This window comes from Marinobacter alexandrii (assembly GCF_005871205.1).
Classification (GTDB): Bacteria; Pseudomonadota; Gammaproteobacteria; order Pseudomonadales; family Oleiphilaceae; genus Marinobacter; species Marinobacter alexandrii.
Genome location: NZ_SWKM01000011.1, coordinates 940,904 through 965,493, shown reverse-complemented (window position 1 = coordinate 965,493; position 24,590 = coordinate 940,904). Strand labels below are relative to the sequence as shown.

General features: G+C 57.2%; 23 protein-coding genes. 7 read left to right on the top strand and 16 right to left on the bottom strand.

The window, feature by feature from the left end; genetic code table 11:
* Window positions 1-59: 59 nt before the first annotated feature.
* From FCS96_RS04835 to kdpF, 6 genes are all read right to left on the bottom strand, one after another.
* The gene (locus FCS96_RS04835; RefSeq protein ID WP_138439078.1) at window positions 60-794 is read right to left on the bottom strand and encodes a response regulator; all 735 of its coding nucleotides are present in this window, start codon (window positions 792-794) and stop codon (window positions 60-62) included.
* A complete protein-coding gene (locus FCS96_RS04830) occupies window positions 791-3,469 on the bottom strand; it encodes a sensor histidine kinase (RefSeq protein WP_138439077.1) in 2,679 nt (892 codons plus the stop codon). Before FCS96_RS04830 ends, FCS96_RS04835 begins: the two co-directional genes overlap by 4 nt.
* On the bottom strand, window positions 3,466-4,068 hold the full coding sequence (kdpC, locus tag FCS96_RS04825) for a potassium-transporting ATPase subunit KdpC (protein WP_138439076.1): 603 nt from the start codon (window positions 4,066-4,068) through the stop codon (window positions 3,466-3,468). The genes FCS96_RS04830 and kdpC overlap by 4 nt, the downstream gene beginning before the upstream one ends.
* 13 nt (window positions 4,069-4,081) lie before the next feature.
* Window positions 4,082-6,103, bottom strand: a complete 2,022-nt coding sequence (gene kdpB / locus FCS96_RS04820; protein WP_407658058.1) for a potassium-transporting ATPase subunit KdpB — start codon at window positions 6,101-6,103, stop codon at window positions 4,082-4,084.
* Between the two features lie 10 nt (window positions 6,104-6,113).
* Window positions 6,114-7,826, bottom strand: coding sequence for a potassium-transporting ATPase subunit KdpA (gene kdpA / locus FCS96_RS04815; RefSeq protein ID WP_138439074.1), 1,713 nt, complete (start codon window positions 7,824-7,826; stop codon window positions 6,114-6,116).
* A 79-nt stretch (window positions 7,827-7,905) separates the two neighbouring features.
* Window positions 7,906-7,986 carry a K(+)-transporting ATPase subunit F gene (kdpF, locus tag FCS96_RS20340; RefSeq protein ID WP_138439648.1) on the bottom strand — a complete coding sequence of 27 codons (81 nt, stop codon included), beginning with the start codon at window positions 7,984-7,986 and terminating at the stop codon, window positions 7,906-7,908.
* A gap of 176 nt (window positions 7,987-8,162) precedes the next feature.
* On the opposite strand from kdpF, the gene FCS96_RS04805 reads away from it, so the two are divergent.
* Window positions 8,163-9,227, top strand: a complete 1,065-nt coding sequence (locus FCS96_RS04805; protein WP_323053721.1) for an FAD:protein FMN transferase — start codon at window positions 8,163-8,165, stop codon at window positions 9,225-9,227.
* A gap of 22 nt (window positions 9,228-9,249) precedes the next feature.
* Here the strand turns inward: FCS96_RS04805 and FCS96_RS04800 are convergent, their stop codons facing one another.
* Together FCS96_RS04800 and FCS96_RS04795 are read right to left on the bottom strand one after the other, a co-directional pair.
* Complete coding sequence (locus FCS96_RS04800) at window positions 9,250-10,617, bottom strand: TrkH family potassium uptake protein (RefSeq protein ID WP_171040669.1); 1,368 nt, start codon at window positions 10,615-10,617, stop codon at window positions 9,250-9,252.
* Window positions 10,614-11,267, bottom strand: a complete 654-nt coding sequence (locus FCS96_RS04795; RefSeq protein WP_138439072.1) for a potassium channel family protein — start codon at window positions 11,265-11,267, stop codon at window positions 10,614-10,616. Before FCS96_RS04795 ends, FCS96_RS04800 begins: the two co-directional genes overlap by 4 nt.
* Before the next feature lie 175 nt (window positions 11,268-11,442).
* Here FCS96_RS04795 and FCS96_RS04790 point away from each other — a divergent pair, with 175 nt between their 5' ends.
* Together FCS96_RS04790 and FCS96_RS04785 are read left to right on the top strand one after the other, a co-directional pair.
* Entirely contained in the window at window positions 11,443-11,793 is a 351-nt protein-coding gene (locus tag FCS96_RS04790; protein WP_138439071.1) for a hypothetical protein, read from the top strand.
* Window positions 11,794-11,795: 2 nt separating this feature from the next.
* Entirely contained in the window at window positions 11,796-13,253 is a 1,458-nt protein-coding gene (locus FCS96_RS04785) for a TrkH family potassium uptake protein (protein ID WP_323053723.1), read from the top strand.
* A gap of 325 nt (window positions 13,254-13,578) precedes the next feature.
* Here the strand turns inward: FCS96_RS04785 and FCS96_RS04780 are convergent, their stop codons facing one another.
* On the bottom strand, window positions 13,579-14,211 hold the full coding sequence (locus tag FCS96_RS04780; RefSeq protein ID WP_138439070.1) for a glutathione S-transferase family protein: 633 nt from the start codon (window positions 14,209-14,211) through the stop codon (window positions 13,579-13,581).
* Window positions 14,212-14,359: 148 nt separating this feature from the next.
* On the opposite strand from FCS96_RS04780, the gene FCS96_RS04775 reads away from it, so the two are divergent.
* The 3 genes from FCS96_RS04775 (at window position 14,360) to FCS96_RS04765 (ending at window position 18,217) form a co-directional block, all read left to right on the top strand.
* Window positions 14,360-15,847 (top strand): M17 family metallopeptidase, encoded by a 1,488-nt coding sequence (locus FCS96_RS04775; RefSeq protein ID WP_138439069.1) that lies wholly within the window; start codon window positions 14,360-14,362, stop codon window positions 15,845-15,847.
* A 28-nt stretch (window positions 15,848-15,875) separates the two neighbouring features.
* Complete coding sequence (locus FCS96_RS04770) at window positions 15,876-17,123, top strand: cation:proton antiporter (protein WP_138439068.1); 1,248 nt, start codon at window positions 15,876-15,878, stop codon at window positions 17,121-17,123.
* 86 nt (window positions 17,124-17,209) lie between these two features.
* The gene (locus FCS96_RS04765) at window positions 17,210-18,217 is read left to right on the top strand and encodes a zinc-dependent alcohol dehydrogenase family protein (protein ID WP_138439067.1); all 1,008 of its coding nucleotides are present in this window, start codon (window positions 17,210-17,212) and stop codon (window positions 18,215-18,217) included.
* Between the two features lie 151 nt (window positions 18,218-18,368).
* Here the strand turns inward: FCS96_RS04765 and FCS96_RS04760 are convergent, their stop codons facing one another.
* A complete protein-coding gene (locus FCS96_RS04760; protein WP_138439066.1) occupies window positions 18,369-19,334 on the bottom strand; it encodes a zinc-binding metallopeptidase family protein in 966 nt (321 codons plus the stop codon).
* Window positions 19,335-19,379: 45 nt separating this feature from the next.
* Window positions 19,380-19,763, bottom strand: coding sequence for a DUF2750 domain-containing protein (locus tag FCS96_RS04755; RefSeq protein WP_138439065.1), 384 nt, complete (start codon window positions 19,761-19,763; stop codon window positions 19,380-19,382).
* Between the two features lie 267 nt (window positions 19,764-20,030).
* On the opposite strand from FCS96_RS04755, the gene FCS96_RS04750 reads away from it, so the two are divergent.
* A complete protein-coding gene (locus tag FCS96_RS04750; RefSeq protein ID WP_138439064.1) occupies window positions 20,031-21,203 on the top strand; it encodes an AI-2E family transporter in 1,173 nt (390 codons plus the stop codon).
* 139 nt (window positions 21,204-21,342) lie between these two features.
* Here the strand turns inward: FCS96_RS04750 and FCS96_RS04745 are convergent, their stop codons facing one another.
* From FCS96_RS04745 to FCS96_RS04725, 5 genes are all read right to left on the bottom strand, one after another.
* Window positions 21,343-21,891 carry a hypothetical protein gene (locus tag FCS96_RS04745; protein WP_212747037.1) on the bottom strand — a complete coding sequence of 183 codons (549 nt, stop codon included), beginning with the start codon at window positions 21,889-21,891 and terminating at the stop codon, window positions 21,343-21,345.
* A 2-nt stretch (window positions 21,892-21,893) separates the two neighbouring features.
* The gene (locus tag FCS96_RS04740) at window positions 21,894-22,217 is read right to left on the bottom strand and encodes a DUF883 family protein (RefSeq protein WP_138439063.1); all 324 of its coding nucleotides are present in this window, start codon (window positions 22,215-22,217) and stop codon (window positions 21,894-21,896) included.
* Window positions 22,218-22,362: 145 nt separating this feature from the next.
* Complete coding sequence (locus FCS96_RS04735) at window positions 22,363-23,067, bottom strand: hypothetical protein (protein ID WP_138439062.1); 705 nt, start codon at window positions 23,065-23,067, stop codon at window positions 22,363-22,365.
* 12 nt (window positions 23,068-23,079) lie between these two features.
* Window positions 23,080-24,207, bottom strand: coding sequence for an endonuclease/exonuclease/phosphatase family protein (locus FCS96_RS04730; RefSeq protein ID WP_171040668.1), 1,128 nt, complete (start codon window positions 24,205-24,207; stop codon window positions 23,080-23,082).
* A 30-nt stretch (window positions 24,208-24,237) separates the two neighbouring features.
* On the bottom strand, window positions 24,238-24,561 hold the full coding sequence (locus tag FCS96_RS04725; protein WP_138439061.1) for a hypothetical protein: 324 nt from the start codon (window positions 24,559-24,561) through the stop codon (window positions 24,238-24,240).
* Between the last annotated feature and the right edge of the window lie 29 nt (window positions 24,562-24,590).

Below are 24,590 nucleotides of genomic sequence, written 5' to 3'. Positions count from 1 at the left end.
TCCATCATTCGCTAATGAGCATTTTTGGGTGAAGTCCAGAGTCCTCGATCCCTGATCTTTCATACCTGATCGGAAGATTCTAGAAATCTATATCCTACACCCGGCTCGGTTTGGATATAGCGTTGCTCCGTAGGGTCATCTCCGAGCTTCTGCCTCAATCTCCCAATTAGAATGCGCAGATAATGGGTATCGGTGGTGTGAGTCGGCCCCCAAATATCCTTGAGCAACTGTGATTGTGTGACGATCTTTCCAGATGCAAGCAGCAAGACCTTCAGTACGGCAAACTCCTTGGGTGTGAGTTTGACAGGCTCACCGCTAACCGTGACTTTGCGCATGGCTAGATCAATATTAAGCTCACCGTTATCAAAAATGGCCGAGGTTTCAGGAGCTACAGCGTTTTTTCCTTTCTGGTGGTTACGCAATTGGGTTCGAACTCGAGCCAGCAGCTCATCGACGCCGAAGGGTTTGGTTACATAATCGTTGGCTCCAAGATCCAGGGCTTTTACCTTTTCCAGTTCCCGATCCCGCACCGAGAGAATGATCACCGGGGCTGATGACCACTCCCGCAAACCGGCCAGCACCTCCGAGCCATCCATATCCGGAAGCCCCAAATCCAGAATCACAAGATCCGGTGAATGCCTCGCGCACAACCCGAGCCCGGTCTCCCCGTTCTCTGCTTCGAGCAGTTCGTATCCTTCCGTTTTCAGGCTGATACGCAGGAAATGCCGGATTTGCGGTTCGTCGTCGATGACCAGAATATAGGGCTTTTCCCGGTCTTTTGCTGGTTCAGTCATTCACTGGATTCCCGATTGGACTCTTGTTCAGGGGATTCTATCAGGGGCAGCGCTACTTCTATGGTGGCACCGATACCATTTGGGCCAGCCAACGCCTGAATCCGGCCACCATGAGCCGCGACCATGCCGTGACAGATAGCCAGGCCGAGCCCGCTACCATGAGGCCCCCGGTCGCCTTCGCCGCCGGTGAAGAACATATCGAATACCTGGCTCCTCTGGTCTTCTGGAATGCCCGGCCCTTCGTCGGAAATCGCTATGATTAATTCGTTTTCCTTTCTGTGGGCGCGGATAGACAGAGTTGAGCCGTCGGGCGCGAACTTGGCGGCGTTCTCTAGCACGTTGACCAAGGCCTGCTCAATAAGCGCCGGATGCACGAAAAGCAACGGAAGGTCCTCTTCTACCTCCCGTTCGACACGAACTTTCGACATCAGGTTTCTGGTGCGCCTTAGCGCCGAAGAAAGGATATCGGTGAACGCAATCCAATCCCTTTCGATCTTGAGTGTGCCATGGCCCAGTTTGGTCATGTCCAGCAGGTTGCGAATGTAGCGATCCAGGCGCTCGCCTTCACCCAGTACCGCATCCAGAAGGCTATTGCGATCCTCATCCGAGAGCCGGTCAAACATCGATTTCAGCGTGCTGGCAGAGCCAATCATGGACGATAGCGGCGTCCTCAAGTCATGGGAGATGGAGGAGAGCAGCGCTGAGCGCAGCCGTTCGGTTTCCTCCGCCACTCGGGATGCTGACAGGTTGGCGGCCAGGCGGGTACGAAACCACGCCAAACCCAATTGATGCACGTAAACGTTGATGGCCAGGCCCCGGTAATACTCCGGGGTCATATCGTCCACTCGAAAACCGAGTACGCCGTAGACTTCACCGTCTGCTTCAATCGGTTCAAAGCGCCAGGGAAGGCTGTTCAGCGTGTCAGAAAACGCGCCGCTGGGTTTGGCGTTGCGGATGGCCCAATCGATGGCCGATCGTGCAGCATCGTTTAATGGGTGAGAGGGGCCGCCCTGAACCACCACTTCAATTGCATCATTTTCAGGGCTCCGTTGGGCGATAATCAGAGGAAGCTTGAGTTGGGCATAGAGAGCCTCGACCGCCTCGGTCTGGACAGAGTTGATATCAGGCACAGAGGCGAGTCTGCGGGTAAACTGCAGATGAGCATCAGTGAGATCATTCGAGGCGCGAAGCATCTGGACCTGGTCCCGCAATCGGCCGGCAAGGTTGCCTCCAGATACAGCGATAATCAGGAAGAACACCACGGTCAGCAGCTCATCCGTATCTGCCATGTGGAAGGTCAAACGGGGTTCCGTGAAGAAAAAGTTGTAGGTCAGAAAGCTCAGAGCCGCCGTGAACAGGGCAGGACGAATACCGGTTCGGGAGGCCACCCACAATACGGATGTCAGAAAGATCAGGGACAGGTTGCCCAGTGGAAGAACGTTTTGTAGTCCCATGGCGATGGCGGTTGCAGCACCTACACTGCCAACGGCCCAGGCATAGTCGCTCCATCTGACCGGATGGCCGGCGGCTTCAGCAAGCCGGCGCCTTTGTTTTTTAGGTACTGGTATAAAGGTGACTTCAAAGGCCTCGGCCTCTTTCAGTAGCTTACGACTGGTGGATTTTCGAAGGTGCCACCAGCGATTGTGGGAACGGCCGAGAACCAGGGTTGTGACATTCTGCTCTCTCGCGAAGGCCAGGATTTCTCCGGGCACGTCGTATCCCCGAAGCGTCCTGACCTCTGCGCCCAGGCGGGTGGCCAGATCAAACACTTTTTCCAGCCGTTGGCGTTCGTCAGCGCCTGCCCGGCCATTGTCCACGGTGACGACGGTCCAGGGCGCTTTCCGGCGCTCGGCGAGCCGCCGTGCTGCTCGAACCAGGGTTTCACCCTGACCAGAGCCGTCCACCGCAACCAGCATTCGGGATCGAATGTGCCAGGGGCCTTCAATGCCCTTCGACTGCATGGTTTCCCGAACGTCGGAATCCAGCCGTTCGGCAATGGCCTGAACGGCAAGTTCCCGCAGCGCGGACAGATTGGAGGGTGAAAAATAGCCGTCCATTGCCGCACGGGCCTGCTCGGGCACGTAGACCTTGCCCTGTCGCAGCCGCTCCAGGAGTTCTGAGGGGGTAAGGTCGACCAGCACGATGTCCCGGGCCCGTTCCAGGATCGAATCCGGCACCGTTTCTCGCATTCGCACGCCGGTGATACTGGCCACCACGTCCGACAGGCTTTCCAGGTGTTGGATATTAATAGCCGTCCAGATGGTAATGCCCTGATCCAGCAGTTCTTCAATATCTTGGTAACGCCGGGGGTGGCGGGTGCCCGGGATATTGCGGTGGGCCAGCTCGTCCACCAACAGGACATCCGGTTTGCGTTTCAGGGCGGCATCTAGATCGAACTCCCGGAACTGCTTGCCGGCGTACTCAACCTCTTTATCCGGAAGCTGCTCAAGGTTTTCACACAGGGCGAGGGTATCGGAACGCCCATGGGTTTCCGCGACACCAACGACGACATCCACACCCTGCCGTTTAAGTTCATGGGCTGCCTGCAGCATCTGGTAGGTTTTACCCACGCCCGGGGCCGCTCCCAGAAAGATCTTGAGCCCGCCGGCGGACTCACGCTCCTGGGTTTTCAGGAGCGCGTCCGGGTTGGGGCGATTAGGGTCGCCTTGATTCAATCGTCAAACTCCTTGCCGTCCAATGCCAGATTGAGTTTCAGAACGTTTACACGTGGTTGTCCGAAAACGCCGAGTGTGGGACCTTCAGTGTACTTTGCAATCAGTTCGTTGACCCTCGCAATCGCAATGCCACGGGCACTCGCCACGCGTTCGGCCTGTAAAATCGCCGATTCCGGGGATATATGAGGATCAATTCCAGAGCCCGATGCTGCGAGCAAGTCCGCAGGGATAGACGTCGGGGCTACGTTCTCTCTTTGCGCGATCTCTGCGGAATCGTCTGCAACGCGTGCTTTCAGGTCAGGATTGCTGGCTGCGTAGTTGGAGCCTCCGACCGAGAAGGGGTCATACTCCGCTGCGGACGGCCGCCCGTGGAAGTATTCCGGGGCTGTGAACCGTTGTCCAACCAATTCCGATCCAACAATCGTGTCGTCAATGATGATCATGCTTCCCAGTGCCTGATGGGGAAACATCACTTTTCCGGCGGTTGTTATGAGCAGCGGATATAGCCCGCCGCAAAGGATAATGAGAACAATCGCTGTGCGAAGCGCTGAGAGCCAGGAGGCGGACCGGGTTACGGCCGCGTTATTTGATTCAGTCATTATGTCGGTCTCCTCAGATAACCACGGTGAGCATCAGATCCAGCGCCTTGATAGCCGCGAACGGCAGCAAAAGGCCACCCAATCCGAAGATCAGAAGGTTGCGTCGCAACAGCTGGGTTGCGCTCGCTGGCTTGAATTGAACACCTTTCAGAGCGAACGGAATCAGCGCCGGTATGATCAGTGCGTTGAATATGGTGGCTGCGAGTACCGCACTCATAGGGCTCTCAAGATCCAGCACGTTCAGAGCGTCCAGTGCCGGCAGACTGGTCACAAACAGGGCTGGCAGTATGGCGAAGTACTTGGCGACGTCGTTAGCCAGCGAGAAAGTGGTCAGCGAGCCCCTTGTGATCAGCAGTTGCTTGCCAATTTCAACGACGGCGAGCAGCTTCCCGGGGTCGGAATCCAGATCCACCATGTTGCCGGCTTCCTTTGCCGCCTGGGTTCCGGAATTCATCGCCAGGCCAAGATCAGCCTGGGCCAGGGCCGGTGCATCGTTGGTGCCATCCCCCATCATGGCCACCATGCGGCCCTCGGCCTGCTCCTTGCGGATGATGTCGAGTTTCTGCTCCGGTGTTGCCTCGGCCACAAAATCATCAACACCCGCCTCTGCTGCGATTGCCGCTGCAGTCACCGGGTTGTCGCCGGTGATCATCACTGTTTTCACGCCCATGTCCCGCAATTTGGCAAAGCGCTCCTTGATGCCGGATTTGATGACATCCGACAGGGCAATCACCCCGAGTACGCGGTTGCCCTCAGCAACCACCAGCGGAGTAGCGCCGTTTTTGGCAACCCTGTCGACCAGGTTGTCTGTTTCCTGCGGGTAGTTGCCGCCGTTTTCCGTGACAAATTTGCGAATCGCATCGGTCGCGCCTTTGCGAAGAATCCGGCCATCCGGCAGGTCCACTCCAGACATACGTGTGTTGGCAGAGAACTCGATGAACTCGGTTCCCTCAGACGCTTCGGCGTCCGAGCCCTTATCGCGGGCCAGAGCTACCACGGATTTGCCCTCGGGGGTCGGATCAGCCAGCGAAGTCAGCAGCGCGGCATCCCTCAGAGTCCCCGGTGCCACGCCCCGAACAGGCTCAAAGGCTGTTGCCTTGCGATCACCCAGCGTGATGGTGCCGGTCTTATCCAGCAGCAATGTGTCGATAGAGCCGGCCACTTCCACGGCTTTGCCGGATTTGGCAATGACGTTTGCACGCATGGCCCGGTCCATTCCGGCAATGCCGATGGCTGGAAGCAGGCCGCCGATGGTTGTGGGAATCAGGCAGACCAACAGTGCAACCAGCACCGAATAGGACGGGGTTGCACCCACAAACCCGCCGAAGGGCACGAGAGTCACAACAACAATCAGAAATACCAGAGTCATGGCGGCCAGCAAGACCGACAAGGCCAGTTCACTGGGTGTCTTCTGACGCTTGGCACCTTCGACCAGGGCAATCATACGGTCCAGCAGTGAATTGCCCGGATCAACGGTGACTTCGATCACGATCTCATCGGATAACACTTTGGTGCCCGCGCTGACACCGCTGTTATCAGTGCGCGCCTCCCTGAGCACGGGAGCCGATTCCCCGGTCACTGCGGATTCGTTGATGGTTGCAGCACCGGTGACGATTTCGCCGTCGGCAGGGATCAGCTCATTAGGTTTGACCAGCACGCGGTCGCCACGGCGCAAGTCCGTCGCCGCCACTTCCTTTTGCTGATCGCCATCGAGCTTGCGGGCTTTCAGGTCTTTCCGGGTGGCTCTGAGAGCACCGGCTTGGGCCTTGCCGCGAGCTTCCGCTACGGATTCGGCACCGTTGGCGAAAAGTACGGTGAATAACAGGATTCCGCTGATCGCGAAATCCAGGCCGGCGGGCGCACCCTGGGCCAGATTACTCAGGCCCAGCAGGAACGTGATTACCGTTCCGATACCGACCACCATCATGACCGGATTACGGGCCAGATCTTTTGGGTTCAGCCGCTTGATGGACTGGCCGACAACTGTGCCCAGATCAAGTGAGTCAGTCATTTTAGGGGTTTGCTTGGACATCATCGTTCTCCACTCAGGACATCAGAGCCAGGGCTTCTGCAATCGGGCCAAGAATTAGCACCGGCATAAAGCTCAGCAGGGTAAACATCACAATCACCGCCAGGGTCATCAGCCCAAAGGTGGGCGTGTCGATGGCCAGGCTACCGCGACCTTCCGGAGCGGAGCGTTTGGCCGCCAGTGATGCGGCAATCGCCAGTGGTGCCAGAATGGGAATGAAGCGACCGAGGGCCAGGTTGATAGCACAGGTCACGTTCCACCAAACGGTGTTGTCACCGAGCCCTTCAAAGCCGGAGCCGTTATTGGCAAACGCTGAGGTGTACTCGTAAATGACCTGACTGATGCCGTGGAAGCCGGGATTGGAGTTACCGGTCAGCGCCGGGAAGGCAACCGTGACGGCGCTGAATCCCAGAATCAGCAGAGGCTGGATCAACAGGGCGATACAGACCAGCTTCATTTCCCGGGTTTCCAGGGCCTTGCCGGCAATTTCCGGGGCACGACCGATCATCAGGGAGCCCAGAAACGCAGCCAACAGCAGGAACAGCAGGTAGCCGATCAGCCCAACGCCAATACCTCCGAAGGTCACATTGATGAACATGTCGATCATCGGGATCATGCCGCCGATCGGGTTGAAGCTGTCGTGCATGCCATTCACAGAGCCGTTTGAGGTCTGGGTGGTCCAGCTCCCCCAAAGTGCGGTTGCGGTCGCACCAAACCGGACTTCCTTACCTTCAAGGTTCGGACCTTCGGCGGCCAGTCCAGAGAAGGCGGCGTTTGGCTGATTCTCAGACCAGATGGCAACAGAGGTGAGAGAAACAGACATCGCAACCATCACGCCCATCACCACCATGGCAAGCCGTCGCCGACCGCTCATGAAGCCAAGGGCAAAGACCAGGGCGGCAGGAATCAGGACAATGGAAACTGTCTGAACAAAGTTGCTCACAGGGGTCGGGTTTTCCAGGGGAACACTGGAATTGGGGCCATACCAACCACCGCCGTTGGTACCGACCTGCTTGATGGCCACCATCGGTGCCACCGGCCCGATCGGGATGTTCTGCTCTTCCATCCCGGCGGTCTGGTCCAGGGGAATGGCTGTGCGGGCGCCTTCATAGCTGTTTGGGACCCCCTGGGAGGCAATGATCAGCGCAACCACAGCGGCGACCGGCAGCATGACCCGAACAATGGCCCGGGTGATGTCTTCGTAGAAATTACCGACAGACACCGCGCCATCTCCGGCCGGCTGCTTCTTTTCGTCAGACCGGCCCAGCAGGGTTCGCACGATAGCCACTAGTGCCGCCATGCCCGCCGCCGGTGTGAACACCTGAAGCGTCACGATGCCAAAGGTGTGGGCCAGGTAACTCAGCTGCGCCTGCCCCGAGTAATGCTGCTGATTGGTGTTGGTCAGGAACGAGACCGCCGTATGCAACGCCAGGTCCCAGCTCATGCCGTCGATGTTGTCCGGGTTCAGAAAAAGAAAGCCCTGGGCCATCAGCAGGCCGAAGACGATCAGCCCCAGCATAAGGTGAAGTTTCAGCAGGGATTTCCCGTAACCCTGCCAACTCATCGGCCGGGCAGGATTAACGCCAAACAGTCGATACAGGCCGTTCTCAACCGGCAGAAAGACAGCACCCGCCGCCCCCCTGGATCCGTTAAATACGCCCGCGATGTACTTGCCCAGTGGCCACGCCAGCAAGAGCGTGACCGCATAGATAACGATGACCTCGTTCACAGCCGTTCCTCCAGATCAATGAACAGGAAACACAGGCCAAACAGCCCCAGAATGATGCCAATGCCAATCAGTGCCATGGTCAGAACCTCTCGGGCCAGAGCAGGGCGGCTACCAGGTAGTCGCCGACCGCAACAGAAACAATTAACAGGAAAGTAGACACGCTAAGTCTCCCTCAGTGGGTGTGCTTCCATGGTGCTGCGGTGTGGCGTAAAAATTCGATGACCATAACAGCGGCGGGGCGTAAAAAAAGCGTTAAAAAATAAGGTTCTCTCCCCACCAAAAACGTCCGGAAAGGTAGACTCTGCGCAACACAGGGTCGCTATTCAGAGGTGTTCGATGTTTTTGCTGTCTCTAAATCCCGGTTGCATGCTTTCGAGTTGGCGCCTTAGGAGGGTGCTGCTATTCAGCTTTCTGACTCTGGCACTGGGAGGCTGTAACCAGCCGCCCGGTCTGACCAAATTGAGCGGTCCCGCACAAGGGACGACCTGGCATGTGACCTTCTGGAATCCGGGCAGCGCAGACGCCGAGACAATCCGACAAGACGTAGGCGCAGAGCTGGCGCGAGTCGATGCACTGATGTCCAACTACCGGTCGGACAGTGTGATTGAGCGTTTTAACCACGCCGGTGCCTCCGAGGTCCTGGAAGTCGGACCTGAAATCGTAAACCTGATTGAAAAGGCACGAGAGGTGACCAAGGCCAGTCATGGGTGCTATGACCTGACGATAAAGCCTGTCTTTGATCTCTGGGGGTTCAGTGGTCAGCAGGTTTCCGTTCCTTCGGAGACTGAGCTGCGTAATCAGCTACAGATCGTTGGCAGCAACCACGTAGTCGCAAGGTCGAACAACACCCTTGCTAAATCCGTTCCCGATCTGCAGGTTGATCTGTCGTCGATCGCGCAGGGATATACCGTAAAAAAGATGGCTGAGGTGCTGGAGTCCGCGGGCATCGAACACTATCTGGTGGAACTGGGCGGTGAACTGAAAACCCGAGGCCACAAGCCAGGCGGAGAACCCTGGCGGGTTGCCATTGAGCGACCAACACCCGAAAAGCGGTCTATCCATAAGGTGATAACGATTCGCAGTGATGCTCCGCTATCGGTTATGACGTCGGGCACCTACCGCCATTACTTCGACGATCAGGGCCAGCGCTACAGCCATGTGTTGGACGCGCGGACAGGTTGGCCCGTCAGCCATTCGACGGTATCTGTCACGGTCATTGATCAAGACCCTGCCTGGGCAGATGCCTGGTCCACAGCTTTACTGTGCCTCGGAGCGACGGAAGGGCAGGCAGTCGCTGATCGGCACAATATCGCTGCATTATTCATCGACGAGGAAAACAACCAACTCAGCGAAACATCGACCGAGGCTTGGCATGCCATTGAGGGGATCGCTGTGGATTGAGACAGGCAGGTTCTGCTCCTGATCAACCCACCGGGAACTCAGTTTTCGCATAGCGAACGCGGGATTTCCTGCGCACTGTCAGGGTATAGCCCAAAGTAAGTGGGCCAAGGCGGCCGATCAACATGACTGCCATGATGATCAATTGGCCTGCCGTGCCCAGTTCGCCCGTCGTACCCCGCGAGAGACCGACGGTGCCGAACGCAGAAACCACCTCGAAGGCGATATCCAGAAATTCATCCTCAACCAGAATACTCAGTGACAGAACACCCAAAAACACGACTGCCATCCCAATGGTTGCCGTGGCGAGGGCTTTGAGCACCGTTTCGCGACCCAGGGAGCGGTTGAAAAAACTGATGTTCAGATTGCCCCGTAAAAACGAGCGGGTTGCAGCGATCATGATAACGAATGAGGAGATTTTAATGCCACTGGCGGTGGAGTTCGGGGCACCACCGATGAACATCAGAAGCAACATCAGCACACTGCTGCCGGCGGTTAAAGAGCCAATATCAAGGGTATTAAAGCCAGCTGTTCTGGGTGTCACACCTTGAAACCAGGCGGCCAAGAGCTTGTCCCAGAAGCTGTTCAGTGCCCCAAGAGTGGCTGGATTGCCAAATTCAAGTAGCAGAATGGCGCCGGTGGCGAAAAGGTTTAGCAGCAGGGTAGCCAACAGAATGACTTTGACGTAAACCGACAGCCGCGACCAGCAGCGCTTGTCAAAGAGCTCCATGACGACGATATAGCCCAGCCCGCCAGTGATAAACAGGGCCGTCACGGACAGACTGATGCCTGGATGGTCAACGTAGGCAGAAAGGCTATCTGGCGACAGAGCAAAACCGGCATTGTTGAACGCTGAGATTGTGTAGAACAGGGCCTGGTAAAGACCGTCGGACCACCCCAGCTCCGGGACAAAAAACACGCCGAGCAGCAAAAAGCCGATAGCTTCCGCCGTCAATGCAAATACGGCTATCGACCCGCTGGCTCGTCTGGCTGTCTGTAGTGAGATTTCATTGAAGGCCTCCTGCGCGACCATCTGCTGCTGGAGACTCATCTTGAAACCCAAGGCGAGGGCGGTGAGTACGGCGAATGTCATCAATCCCAGCCCGCCCAGCTGGATCAGTGCCAGTATCACCAACTGTCCGAACAGGGTGTACTGGCTCCCTGTATCTACCACCACCAGACCCGTCACGGTGACTGCCGAGGTCGCGGTAAAGGCCGCCTCCATCCAGGTCACAGGCTCAACGGTCGCAAAGGGCAATTTGAGCAGACACGCGCCAAGAGCGATGAGAACCAGAAACGACTCAAGTAGGAGTCGGGGTGGGTTCATGCTTCCTTTTGAAGAAGGTTCGCCCCTGGCACCATAGGAAACCAGATCCAGAAAATGGATTCTCATAGATGGTTAACCAGGTCCCTCAGGTCTTCGAGCTGGCCACCGAGGACTATCCTGTCGCCTTTTCGGATCTTCCAGGAATGGTCCGGATGGGGGTGCGCCTCCTTCATACGCTTCACCACCAACGCTTCAACCGGCTCGCCGTTGATGACCTCTCCGATGGTCTTGCCAACGAGGTCTTCTGTGGTGTGAAAATCCACGATGAAATAGTCATCATCCAGCCCCAGGTAATCATGCACCATCGGATAGTTCAGTTCCTGAGAAATCCGGACACCCATCTCGAATTCCGGTGCAATGATGCGGGTTGCTCCAAGCCTTTCTAAAATACGATGGTGCTGATTTGTCAGCGCCTTGGCCCAGACTTTCTTTACGCCAAGTTCCCGGAGCTGCAGGGTCGCCAACATGGTGGCTTCGACGTTTCTGCCGATTGCCACAATGGCCGCATCATAGCTGCCAGCATTCAATTCAATGAGCGTGCTCTCATCGGTGACATCGGCAATTACTGCGTGAGTAATTTCGTCTGCCAATCGATCAACCCGCTGTTCGTCCGAATCAATACCCAGCACTTCGTGGCCGAGGCGAGTTAACTCGCGTGCGATCGTTGCCCCAAACACGCCAAGGCCAATGACAATGAACTGTTGTTGCTCAATCATGGGTGCGGTTCCGATATCGGTTACTGGCTAATGGAAGAAATCTTCTCATACACCTTTGATGGCCGTGTCCTCCGTGCCGTAAAAATACCGTAAAAATTGGCTTTGCACCGTCCTAATTCCACCCCGAATGTGATCTCCTTACGCGGTCTGAGGCAAATTTGGTCGAGAGCAGGGCTTGTCGGCGATGGGATTCTATCGATTAAAACCTGGCTTTTTGGGCCATTTAGTGATTGCGCTGGCTTGGCTCGGCTTTTTGGCTGTGGCGAATAGACAGGCTTCTCAGCCAGTGACTTCCATATTCCCCTATCTGGCACCAGTCGTCTTTTTTGCATGGGTATACAGTGCAAAGTGGGGATTCCTCTTTGCAGGCATTGCCACTCTCGCGGCACTTCCGGGTGATTATGTCGAGACTCATACGAGAGCGGAACTGCTTTACGCGGGGTTTTCAACTTATGCGCAATTAACGGGAGCCGTCATCGGCTGTGTGTTGGCGAAAATCATACTTGAACGGTCTGGGCGATCCTGATGATGGCTCTGTTTAATGTTTTTCCTGTCATCCAAATACTTGGCTTCTTGCTGATTCTCCTGAGTTTTTTGATGACCTTGCCGGTGAACCTGCTGATGTTCGGTGATACGCCCGATTGGCTCGCTTTCGTTAAATCGGCATGTATATGTTTTGGCGTTGGTGTGGTGTGTTTTTTCAGCGCCGGGGGCAAGCGTCGGCATGCCCTGAAACAGCGGCAGATGTTCATTCTCACTGTCTCGGCCTGGATTGTCATTCCATTATTCTCAAGCCTGCCGTTGCTGTTGAGCGATCTCACGCTTAGCGTGACGGACGCTTTTTTCGAGAGTATCTCCGGGGTAACAACGACCGGTTCCACGGTTATGAGTGGTCTCGATAAGCTCCCGGGGGACATATTGCTGTGGCGGTCCATCATGCAATGGATGGGAGGTATTGGAATCATTGGCATGGCCGTGGCGATCCTGCCATTCCTTAGAATTGGTGGTATGCGGCTGTTTGCCACTGAATCGTCCGAGTGGACGGAGAAGGCGGTACCGCGCACCAATCGTCTGGCCCGCGGCCTCGTATTCAGCTACCTGGCACTGACGTTTAGCTGCATCTTTACTTATTGGTTACTAGGGATGGACCTGTTTAATGCGGTAAATCATGCCTTGACCACGGTTTCTACAGGAGGGTACTCCACATCAGACAGCTCAATGGGGCAGTTTGACGAACTCTCCATTCTTTTTGCATCGAGTCTGTTTATGATGCTCGGAGGTGTCCCTTTCTTTCTGTTTGTGAGGATGCTTTATGGCCACTCACAGCCTCTGCTGCGTGACCAGCAGGTTCATTTCTTCCTGAAGTTTCTTCTTCTGATTGCCTGCCTGATTTCGCTATACCGCATCGTAAAAGAGGGCACGTTTCCAGTCGATGCATTTGTTCACGCGCTGTTTAACGTGACATCGGTTGTCACAACCACGGGCTATGCGTCGCAGGACTACTCACTTTGGGGCCCCTTTGTGGTGGTGCTTTTCTTCTTTCTAACATTTGTGGGAGGGTGTTCAGGCTCAACCAGTGGCGGCATGAAGATCTTTCGCTTTCAGTTATCCATGTTGCTACTGCGGGAGCAGGTATTGAGGCTGCTCCATCCGAATGCGGTGATCGCAAGACACTACAACGGACGGATCATTAGCGATGAAATCGTGGCCTCCAGCGTCGCCTTCTCTTTCATATTTTTGGCGACGCTGGCAGTCGTTGCATCCATCCTGGCGTTATTGGGGCTCGACCTGACAACAAGTCTCAGTGGTGCAGCCACCGCACTGGCGAACGTTGGGCCAGGACTGGGTGACACTATTGGTCCGGCCGGTAATTTTCAAACCTTGCCGGACCCAGCCAAATGGGTTTTGATGGTGGCCATGTTGCTGGGGAGATTGGAACTGCTCAGCGTCTTTGTGATGTTCTCGCCGCATTTTTGGCGAAACTGAGAGCCTAATATGTGCCGAATGACTCTTCGAAAAAGCCCCGGATCACGCCAGTATCTAAGGTTCGCTTTTGTTTAAAACCGAGAGTCTGCACGGGGACCAGGCTAATATGCGATGACAATCCCACGCCACAACTGGTGACCTATGTCACCATAACGTGGCCGAAGCGGCCAACATATGGTGTCAATAACACAAGGAGGCCTTTTCAACAGCGCCATGATTACCCACAAAAACTGTGGATAACTGTGTTAGCAGAGCAAGGACAGAGCGCCCCAGCCCACGAGAACAGGGCGCCGGCGGTTCTTGGACAGTTAATGACCGCCGTCATTCACTGGGGGATAAGATTGTCGTCCAGTGTCTTTGCCGCCGCCAGAGCGGGCCGACTTGCCAGCCTTTCCACGTACGCCTCGAACTCCGGTCGTTTTGGTATCGACTCGAACTCCATCCCCCACATGATGTGAGAGCCGACGTAGACGTCCGCCGCCGTGAATCGGGAACCGGCGATGTAAGCGTTGTCTGAAACCGCCTGCACCAGGGTATCAATAGTGCGGTCGTAAGTGCCGTAGCCGACCATTTTCTCCAGATCGCTGGTGACTTCGGCCTTGAGCACCCGGTCCATTACCGCCGCCTCCAGCGGGCCCGCGGCAAAGAACAGCCACCGGTAATAGGCCGCCCGGTCAGTCAGGTCAGGCGCCAGGCCTGCCTCCGGGAAGGCATCGGCGAGATAGGCACAAATGGCGGCAGATTCGGTTACCACCTGGCCACGGTGAACCAGGGCCGGCACCTTACCCATGGGATTGATGGCGAGATAGTCATCGGCCTTCATGTCGGTTTCATAGGCGAGCAGGACCTGGCGATAGTCGGCGCCGATCTCTTCCAGCATCCAGCGCACAATGCGCCCACGAGACATGGGGTTGGTATAGAAAATGAGATCGCAATCAGAAGACTCAGTGATCGCCATGACGGGATGCTCCGGGATAAAGAAGATCTTCCAAGACTAGCGCAATTCACAGCCCGCTCAAGGGATCTTTTTGGGCGCTGAGGTATTCCCGGGGAATACAACTATCCTTAAACGAGGCTGCACTCGAAACCGTTTGGAGCACCCCGCCATGAAGCCTGAACTCCCCAAGTTACCGGACCTGAAACTGGATGTGGACCACCGTATTCCTGCCTCCTGGGATTTCGATACCGGCGTGGGATTGATACTGCTGATCCCTGACCAGCACCGGCAAGTTATGGACAAGGCGCCTTGGGCGGATTACCTGAAACTGCGCCTGGCCGATTTCCCGACATCCGCCAATCCGATACTGATTTCTGGCCCCCGAGGCACCCGCACCAGCATCGGCTTTGTGTCAGAGGATGTTCGGGGCTTCAAGGCCCTGAGCCAAGCCCGAGCCCTGCTCGCGCCGTTGATGGCAGAGCGCTGTCGCAAAGTCAACGTGATCTCAATGCTTGATCAGCCCGAGACCGCCTGCATCCTGGCTGAAGCCCTGGTTTCGGCCGCCTACGCAGCTCTGTTCCCGCTGCCAAAACTCTCGGACAAGCCCGAGGACAAGCCTCCACTGGCCGTCATGAACTTCTTTGGTGAGTTTGAAGCCGCCGACTTTCGCTACGCCAAGGCAACCGCCGAGGGCAACAACCTTGCACGCTGGCTGACTCAGTTGCCGGGCAATTACCTGACCCCCAGGATTTACCGGGAGTACGCCCAGGCACTGGCACAACAGGAAGGCTGGGAGGCCGAATTCTACGATTGCGACCAGTTGGAGCGCATGGAGGCAGGCGCTTTTTTGTCGGTGGTTCAAGCCAGCCCGAACCGGGATGCGGGCATACTGCAACTAAGATATCGCCTGACCGGCGCCGAGGAGCGGCCACTGGCCCTGGTTGGCAAGGGGATCTGTTTCGACACCGGCGGCAGCAACCTCAAGACTGGCGGCAGTATGCTGGGCATGCACGGCGACATGCAGGGCAGCGCGGTCGCGTTGGGAACCTTGCTGGCCCTCACCCGGCTTAACTTCCCGGCACCGGTGGACTGCTGGCTGGCGCTGGCCGAGAACCACATCGGCTCAAGGGCCGTGAAATGCAACGACGTGGTGACCGCCCTCAATGGCACCACTATTGAATTGATCAATACCGATGCCGAGGGCCGCATGGTATTGGCCGATACCCTGGCCCTGGCCTGCCGGAAACCACCGCGCGCCATCCTCGACTACGCCACCCTTACCGGGGCTGTGGTCTCAAGCCTTGGCAACCGCATGGCCGGCGCCCTCACCAATCGGCGGCACTGGGTGGAGCCCATCATTCAGGCCGGTGAACATTGCGGGGAACGGGTGTGGCCATTTCCCTACGAGGATGATTATGACGACGATCTGAAATCCGAGGTCGCCGACACCCTGCAATGCCGGACCGCTGGCGCAGGCGATCACATATATGCCGCGCGGTTCCTCGGACGCTTTGTGGATAAAGACGTGGGCTGGCTCCACGTCGACATGGCGTCCACCGGCACGCACAAGGGCGGGCTGGCGCACATCCCCTCGGACATCCAGGGATTTGGGGTTCGATTCGGCGTGGAGTGGTTCAAGCGGGTCATCGCGGAATAATAAACCCAGGACAGGGAGGGCAGAGCTGATGGAAACCCACGCCAGCTTCCCCGAAACACTCGGCGGGTTTGCGGTGTTGCTGCTGGTGCTGGCGGCGCTTCGGGTGTTTGCGCGGTCATCCCGCCTGCCGGCAGAATCGTGGATACTGATTGCTGGCCTGCTCTATGGCCTGACCCTGAAATCGGTCCCCTCGTTGCCGATACTGGAGCTATCTCCGGATCTGGTGATCCTGCTGCTGTTGCCCGCGCTGATTTTTTCCAGCGCCCGTGAGCTGTCACCCCAGCACTTGAAAGCGGAAGGCCGACCAATCCTGCTGTTCGCCACCGTGGGCGTGCTCTGCACCCTCTTTCTGATCGGTTTGCCACTGTACGCCGTGACCGTGCTGCCCCTGGCCGATGCCCTGCTGTTTGCTGCGGCAGTCGCCGCCACCGATCCCTCAGCAGTATCCGCCATTTTCCAACGCTTCCACGTGCCTCATAAGCTTGCCGCACTGATCGAGGGCGAATCCCTGTTCAACGACGGCACTGCCATTCTGCTGTTCTTTACCATGGCATCGCTGGTGATCGGCATGGAGACCTTCAGCCTCACCGACACAGCCCTAACCTTTGGCTGGATGGTTGTGGTTGCCGTGTTGCTCGGCTCGGCCCTGGGCTGGTGTGCCGGACGTCTGATCCGGTATTGGTCAGTGCAAAATCAGTTTTCCGGCATCTCGATAACCCTGGCGCTGGTGTACGGGGGCTTTCTGATAGCCGAAGAACTGCTGCACGTCTCAGGTGTGATCACGGTGATGTTTGCCGCCTGGATGTTCGTGTTCCAACGCCGGCCCGCCGCTTCTGACGAAACCAAACCAGCGACACCCATAGCGGGACACCCGGAGTTTTTCGTCGGCTTCTGGGATTACATCAGTCAGCTGGCCGGCGGCATCCTATTTTTTGCCCTCGGCGTTACCGTGGGCCGGCACGAGTTCCCCTTCACCTGGCTAATCCCCGGAAGCATTGCCATGCTGCTGCTGGCCCGAATGCTGGTCATCTACGGTGGCAGCCTGCTGCTAAAACTGAGCAAGAACACGGTCCCCATGGCCTGGCAGCACGTTTTGGTGCTGGGCGGCCTGCGTGGCGCCGTCTCCGTCGCCCTACTACTGATGCTGCCCGAGGACTACATTTACCGCGAATACATGCTGTGCCTGGCGCTGGTGCTGTGCCTGTACACCCTGGTAATTCATCCCCTGATCCTGCAGGCCTTTCTCAAGCGCCAGAATCTGGAGGAGCAGGGTTGAATGATCCAGTTACCCACTCCATCTGTAGTCTTGGAATAAGCGACTGATTCACTGACTTCAAACCGACAAAACGGGAGTACCCTGAAATGAAACGCGTAACCCTGAGCAAACCGGGCGGACTGGACCAACTGCAATTGACCGATGCTCCGGAACCTGGCCAACCCGGACCGGGCGAGATTCGCGTTCGCGTCCGTGCCAGCTCACTGAACTTCCACGATTACGCCGTTGTTGTCGGTGCCATCCCTACCGAAGATGGCCGCATTCCCATGGCCGATGGCGCAGGTACCGTTGAGGCCGTGGGCGAAGGCGTCACCGAATTCAAAACCGGCGATAACGTTGTATCAACCTTTTTCCCGCAGTGGCTGGACGGCCCTGCCCCCATCGATAACTTCTCCACTACACCCGGGGATGGTGAAGATGGCTATGCCCGCGAGCTGGTCATTCGTCCCGCCAACTGGTTCACCCTCGCGCCCAAAGGCTACAGCCACGCCGAAGCAGCGACTCTGACCACCGCCGGCCTGACCGCCTGGCGCGCACTGGTGGTGAACGGTGGCCTGAAAGCCGGTGATACCGTGCTGACTCTGGGCACCGGTGGCGTTTCCATTTTTGCCCTGCAGTTCGCCAAGATGATGGGCGCCACGGTGATCTCGACCTCTTCGTCGGACGACAAGTTGGCGCGACTGCGGGAGCTGGGTGCAGACCACACCATCAACTACAAGACCACTCCGGCCTGGGGTGCGAAGGTGCAGGAACTCACCAACGGTGAGGGTGTTGATCATGTCATTGAAGTCGGTGGCCCGGGCACGCTGCCAGAATCCATCGACGCTGTGCGCATTGGCGGGCATATCTCACTGATCGGTGTACTGACTGGCCGCGAGGGCGAGGTGCCCACCGCCAAGCTGATGGCCAAGCAGGCTCGCCTGCAGGGACTGATCGTGGGCAGTCGCGCCCATCAACAGGAAATGATCCGGGCGATCGAGGCCAATGACATGCACCCGATTCTCGATCGCTCCTTTGGGCTTGAGGATATCGCCGACGCTTTCCGGCACGAAGAATCCGGGCGTCACTTTGGCAAAATATGTCTTGAGTTCTAACGCAAAACCAGAGTGGCCGGCAGCTTTGCCAACACCGGTCAATTAACGGTCACATTTCGGGAACGCCTGGTACCAGGCGCTTCAAAGCACCTGTCCTTGCGTTGCCAACAAAGTTATCCACAGATTTTGTGGGCAAGTTCTTGTCCACATATCAGCGTCCCTGGGCGCCTCGTCGTAACCAGTTGTGCACAAACGCCAGTTTTCGTTGGGCCGCTTGCGACAGAACGAAGGGATACAGGTCCGACAAACCCATGGAGCGATTGATGTGATTAACGCGAATGGCCAGAGACGCAGCCACGTTGATCAAGCGCGCAGTGTCTGGTTCCGAATACGGGTCCCACTGGGACGCGGGCATTTCCTCGGATGACAGGCCGGAGGCAACAGCACTGTCGGTAATGTCCGTGAGGTGAAGCAGATGCGCAGCGGTTTCAGCCCAGTCTTCATGCGGATGAGCAGAGGCATACGACGTAAGATAAGACGTCCGCCAGTCTGGCGGTGGTCCATCGTAATAGTGACGCTGGAGTGCCGCGGTATAGTCCGCGCGTTCGTCGCCAAACTCCTCGCGAAAGGCCTCGAGAAAATCCTCCCGAAGACTGAGCCGCCACCAGAGCATGTGCGCGATCTCATGGCGCATGTGGCCAACCATAGTCCGGTAGGGTTCCTGCAGAGCCTCTCTTCGGCTGGTTCGCACCACCGGGTCCGCCTCGGCTACGCCGATGGTAACCACGCCATTGGCATGGCCCATGGCGACTGGTGTCAGGCCTTCGGCCAGCATGTGGAAAACCGGGCGGGTTCCCGGATCTTCCGGGCGAAACCAATGCCAGCGGCCCAGGTTGTCGAGCACCCAGCGTTTGGCGGCTTCGGTTTCGGCCCAGTTATGCATGGCGTTGGGGATACTCGGATCCGGCGCCAGCGCTGTCATGGCACAGGAGCGACAAAAGGCGCCCTCTTCCGGCGCAATCCAGTTGCAGCCGATGACCTCCCGGTTCGCACAGAATGGCCGTACCGGCAGGAAGGCCCTGGCCTGGGGATCGTAGCCGACGGGCGTACCCTCGGCCGTGGCCAGATTATCGAACCAGAGTGAGCCGGAGCCCACGGGATTGGAGAAAACCAGCATGCTGCCATTACTCCTGAATAGGGACTGCTCCCAGTGTAGGCGGCTTTAGAAGTTCGACAACTCGTCCTGAAGGTCACGCTTCAGCTCTTCAGCCTCGGTGATCCAAAGGGTGTCATCAGCACCCGGAAAAACCCCGATTTCCAAGCCATCTTTGGTCAGGCCGGGCACCCACTTCTTGAAGAAGTCAGGAAGGGAAATGCTTTTGGGCGACAGGTCATCGGAATCGTTGCCATACGCTGCGGCAAATACCGCGCTGGGCCAAACCGGCAAATACGCCACGCCCTCGTCTTCTGACTCCAGCTTCAGGAAGTGGTTGTCACCATTGACCAGAATCCAGATCTCACGTTCTTCAAGCACTTCATTCAAGAAGTAGTCGTAGCGTTCTTCACCATTCATTTCGAGAACTTGTTCTAACGGATCGCTGCTCATGATCTTCTTGTTACTCCACGACATTGGATAGGAATGTATGTGCGACTGAGCCTATCACGTATCTCCGCCAATAAAGACAGCTTCAAGCGACCTTCGCCGCACACAAGCGCGGATGCGAAAGAACACCGCCCGCCAATTAATCATTGTACATTTTTGGCAATTACCGAGAGAGCGATCTTGAGGCCTGCCGAAGCCATCACTAACATGCTCACTCTTTTCAAAGCACGCTAAACTCATCAACACCGCATGCAGCGAAAGGGCTCAATAATGACTCGAAGAAACAACAGGGTTAAGACCCGAGACGAGTTGGAGAAAAACGAAGATAGCCCGGCACAGGTCGCATTAATTGACGCGATCAGTGTTCGCAGCATGGCACTGATCGTTCTCGCTGGCATTGCCACGCTCTATTTCATCGACTGGGCCCAACCGGTGCTGCTGCCACTGGTCGTTGCCGTACTGATCAGTTACGCCCTGGATCCGCTGGTGTCGGTGCTCGACCGCATCCGGATTCCCCGGCCCCTGGGTGCAGCCCTCGTCATGACCATACTCATAGCCATTGGAGCTGCCGCAGGCGCTCCTCTGAAGCAGGAAACCATGGCCATGCTGGATAAAATCCCGATGGCCATTAAGGAGTTCCAGCGAAAAGAGGCTCGGAACCGGGACACCGAAGAAAGCATCATGGAGAAGGCGCAAACCGCAGCCAAGGAGATAGAGGAAACCGCCGCCGAGAACCAACAGGGTGCCGCATCTGCACAGCCCGGCATCACGCCGGTGCGGATCGTGGAAAAGCCCACCGATATCCAGGCCTACATCATCAAGGGCTCCCCTGCTGCCCTGATACTTATCTCACAATTCTTCTCGGTGCTGCTGCTAGTGTATTTTCTGCTCGCTGTGGGGTCACTGTACCGGCGCAAGGTGGTGCGGATATCGGGTCCCTCATTTGGCCGTATGCGCAAGGCGGCCAGAATCATGGATGACCTGCACCACCAGATCCGCCGATTCCTGTTCGTGATGGTGATCGGTGCTCTGTTTGTTGGGGTTCTGACCTGGCTGGCGTTCCTTGGCCTGGGCGTCGAACAGGCTGCCCTGTGGGGTGTGGTGGCCGGTATCGCCAGCGGGGTACCCTACTTAGGACCGTTCCTGGTATTCATTGGCACCGGTGTGGCCGGATTCATCCAGTTTGGTGCGTTAGATAACGCCATCATTATCGCAGGCACGTCACTGCTGATTACCAGCATTCAGGGCAACCTGCTTACCCCCTGGCTGACCAGTTACATTTCCAGTCTTAACGCGGTCGCCATCTTTATCGGCTTGCTGTTCTGGGGCTGGCTTTGGGGCCCCATTGGTCTGATTGTGGCCACCCCGATTCTGATGATCACCAAGTCCCTGTGTGATCACGTTGTCAATCTACGCGCAATTGGCGAATTGCTGGGTAAATAACTCGGCCCAGAGGAGCTCTATGACTAAAGCGACCGGAAATGCCATCGCTGGTGCAGGCTTGGGCCTATCCGATCTGCCGATTCGGCCTGGCGGTACGTGGGCTAGTGGCCTTCGGCACTTACAGCTTGCTGGAGGCTATTTATCGGAGGGTAGAACCAGATTCCTGATCGGCCTTGCCGGGTGCAGTGGCCGCCGCATCTTCGGTTGCTGACTCGGGCTGGGATTCTGGGTCGGGCTGAGAGTGTGCATCGGCTTCCGCTTCTTTCATCAGCTCCATGCCGCCCTTCATTAAAAGGGACCGGAGCCGTGGGTCGCCTTGCTGGGCAACACCAACGGCAAAGGCCGTCAGTGCCGCCTCCAGAGGGTTATTGCGGATCAACCCCCGCAAGGCCTCAACTGAGGATTCGCCGCGCGAGCCCGTGCCTTCCTTTTTCCCGGAGGCACCGGGGGTGCTGGTCATACGCCAGAAGAACACCCCCAGCAACAACATGCACAAGACTCCGACCGAGGCCATAGCGGCCGCTTCGCCAATGACTGGCGACAGCGCCAGGATGGCGGCCTGAATCAACAGGTAAAACCCGGTGATGAGCAGGGCCGTCAGCAATACCATCGACAGCAGGAATGCTGTCAGCGCGGCAATCGCCTTGCGTACGGCGCCCTGCAATTTGGCTTGGGCGGAGTCAAGCATGGTTAGCGATCAAGCAACTTGCCAACCAGAACCCCGGCCAGAAACATGAGGACAACGCTCAGGAACGGACGTTCTTCAATCTTGTGCTCAACGTCGTGTACCGCTTTATCTCCGGCATCCCGGGCCCGATTGAAGGCGTCGTTGCCTTTTTGCCGGACCTGATCAAACGCCTCTCGACTTTCCCGCCGGATCTCGTCCCGGAGACTGCTGATGTTGCTCTTCTGGCTGTCGGATACTGTCTTGGTGAGAGTCGCCAAATCTTCACGCAGCTGCTGCAGATCTTTCTTAACCTGGTTGTATTCGTCCTGACTGGATTTCGCTTCCATTGTGAGGCCTCCTTAACCATTGGTTCTTGCGATCATCGTACACACCTAACAGCACGACAGTCACTTCAGTGCCTGTCATTCCGCTGGCGCTGAAAAATAAGCGTAGCACACAAGCTGGGGGCTAAAATTGCCATTTCGGCTGTGCTCAATTAGATTCCTGTAACGTTGGGGATACCGTGAACGGCGACCGGTTGAGTTGCTCCAGCTTCGCGCGCAGCCTGTGCCTTTGTCTGCGGGAGTTCTTGTGTCTGGTGTCCCAGGTCTGTGGTGCCAGGTCGCACTGCTCGCCGTTGGCGTGCAGAGTGAAGCTGCGCTCTGCCCCGATGGGCAGATCTTCCGGGCCATAGATCCCGATCAGTTGAACGGTCAGCCGCTCGAATTCAAGGTCACCGGCGGGACGAAAACCCTGCATTTCGATCTTGGCTTGCCTCGCCATCCGCCGAACAATATTCTGAAATGTCCCGATGTGCAGGAAATCACCCGGCTGCAAGGGGCCCTGCCGGGTATTGTCGCGCACCCGCTCAGGTATCTTGTCTGGCTCGCCCTGTTCATCGCCTTCGCCTCGGTCATCATAGCCCCGCTCGAAATCCGTGACATCCATGACAATACTGCCAAGAGAGGTTTCCAGCTCGGCGACGATGTATTCAATGAACACAGGCTCCGCGCTCATGTTGCTGATGATGCAGAGCGCGTTGATGTCCTTCCGTTTTCCGCGATTAATGATCAGCCTGGGCCGGCGCTGACGCCTGTATCCCTTGTACAGAAGCTGAGCATAGACCAGCCAGATCAGCAGGGTTCCAATGGAGGTGAGTGCAGTCAGGCTGTCGTGATGCTGCGATAGCCAGTCCATATCCGGTGCTCCTTATTCGCGATTGGTCTCTTCGGTTCCTTGCCCGGGTTCCGGCACGTCATGTTTGCTGGCACCTTGCTCCCGGGCCAGCTCCTTCGCCCATTGGTCATCCTCCTGGTTGCCTTGCAGCGGCTCCTGGTCCTGGCCCCGCACTGGCGCATAGCGCAGGCTGGTGAGTAATGGGAAATGATCAGACCCGATGGACGGCAGGCGCTGGATCGACACCAGGGTGAAGTGCTCGCTGTGGAACAGATGATCCAGGGGCCAGCGCAGCAGCGGATAGTCCGCATGAAAGGTGCTATGGAGTCCGCGCCCCACGCGCGGATCCAGCAGACCACTGACCTTGCGAAACAGGCGTGTGGTTGGCGACCAGGCGACGTCGTTGAGATCACCGGTGACAATGACCGGCTCGTCAGTGTCGGCAACACTGCGACCGACAATCACCAGTTCCGCGTCCCGCTCTGCCGATTCCGGATTTTCGGTGGGACTTGGCGGTGCCGGATGCAGGAAATGAATCCGGACCCGCTCGCCGGAACGCAGCTCCACCAGAGCGTGCATGGATGGCACATCGTCTTCGATCAGGAAGCGGCATTCCGCCTCGACCAGCGGCAGACGTGAGAACACGTGCATGCCGTAGAGGTTATCCAGCGGGCACTCGATGACATAAGGCATTCGAGATTTCAGCACCGCCAGCTGATCCCCCCACCACCGATCCGACTCCAGGGTTACCAGGACATCCGGCTGGTGCTTCTCCACAAGGCTGATCAGTGCGCCGACATTGCGATTTGGTGTCAGCACGTTGGAGGTCAAAATTGTGAGCGTGCGCTCCGGATCGCCATGGCGGGCCGCTTTCACCTCTCGGGGCCAGAGCACGGTATAGGGCAGAATCCACCACAACTGAACCCCCAGACTGAGCCCTGTTGCGGTAACTAAAAACCAACTAAAGGGGTGGTTCATATCCAGCAAGGCAAGCTGGAGCAGGAGAAGCACCAACGCAACCACAGCCAATTGCAGGCGTGGAAAATCCAGGCCCCGAAAGACCCAGTGCGGGTGGCGCAGCATCGGTAACAGAGTAGCCAATGCCACAACGATCGTAGCTAACGCCAAACCCCACAGAATGGAAACGTCCACTGTCGCCATGGCATTGCATCCTTTACGGCCGAGCCGCTGTCAGTCGAAGTAGTCCTGAATCCAGTCAACCAGTGTCTGAACCGTTACATCGGCCAGGGCCATACTTTGGAAACTGTCTCCCACCTCATCCTCAATGGTCACGAACTGGTACAGCAAGGCACCCGGCTGCTCGTCATGGAGAATCAGGGTGATCCGCCGGCGGGTGCGCAGGCAGTCAATGGTCATGACATCGGCCGGTATGCCGGCATCACGCATGCCGCGGCGCACTTCTACCACCGGATTGATGTGTTCGTGGACCGCCTGGATGCGCGCATGGGCGTCGCTGGCCATATCGGATAATGCTTTCAGGGGATCTTCAGACATTGGGGCTGGCCTGGAATCGGCTGAATGGA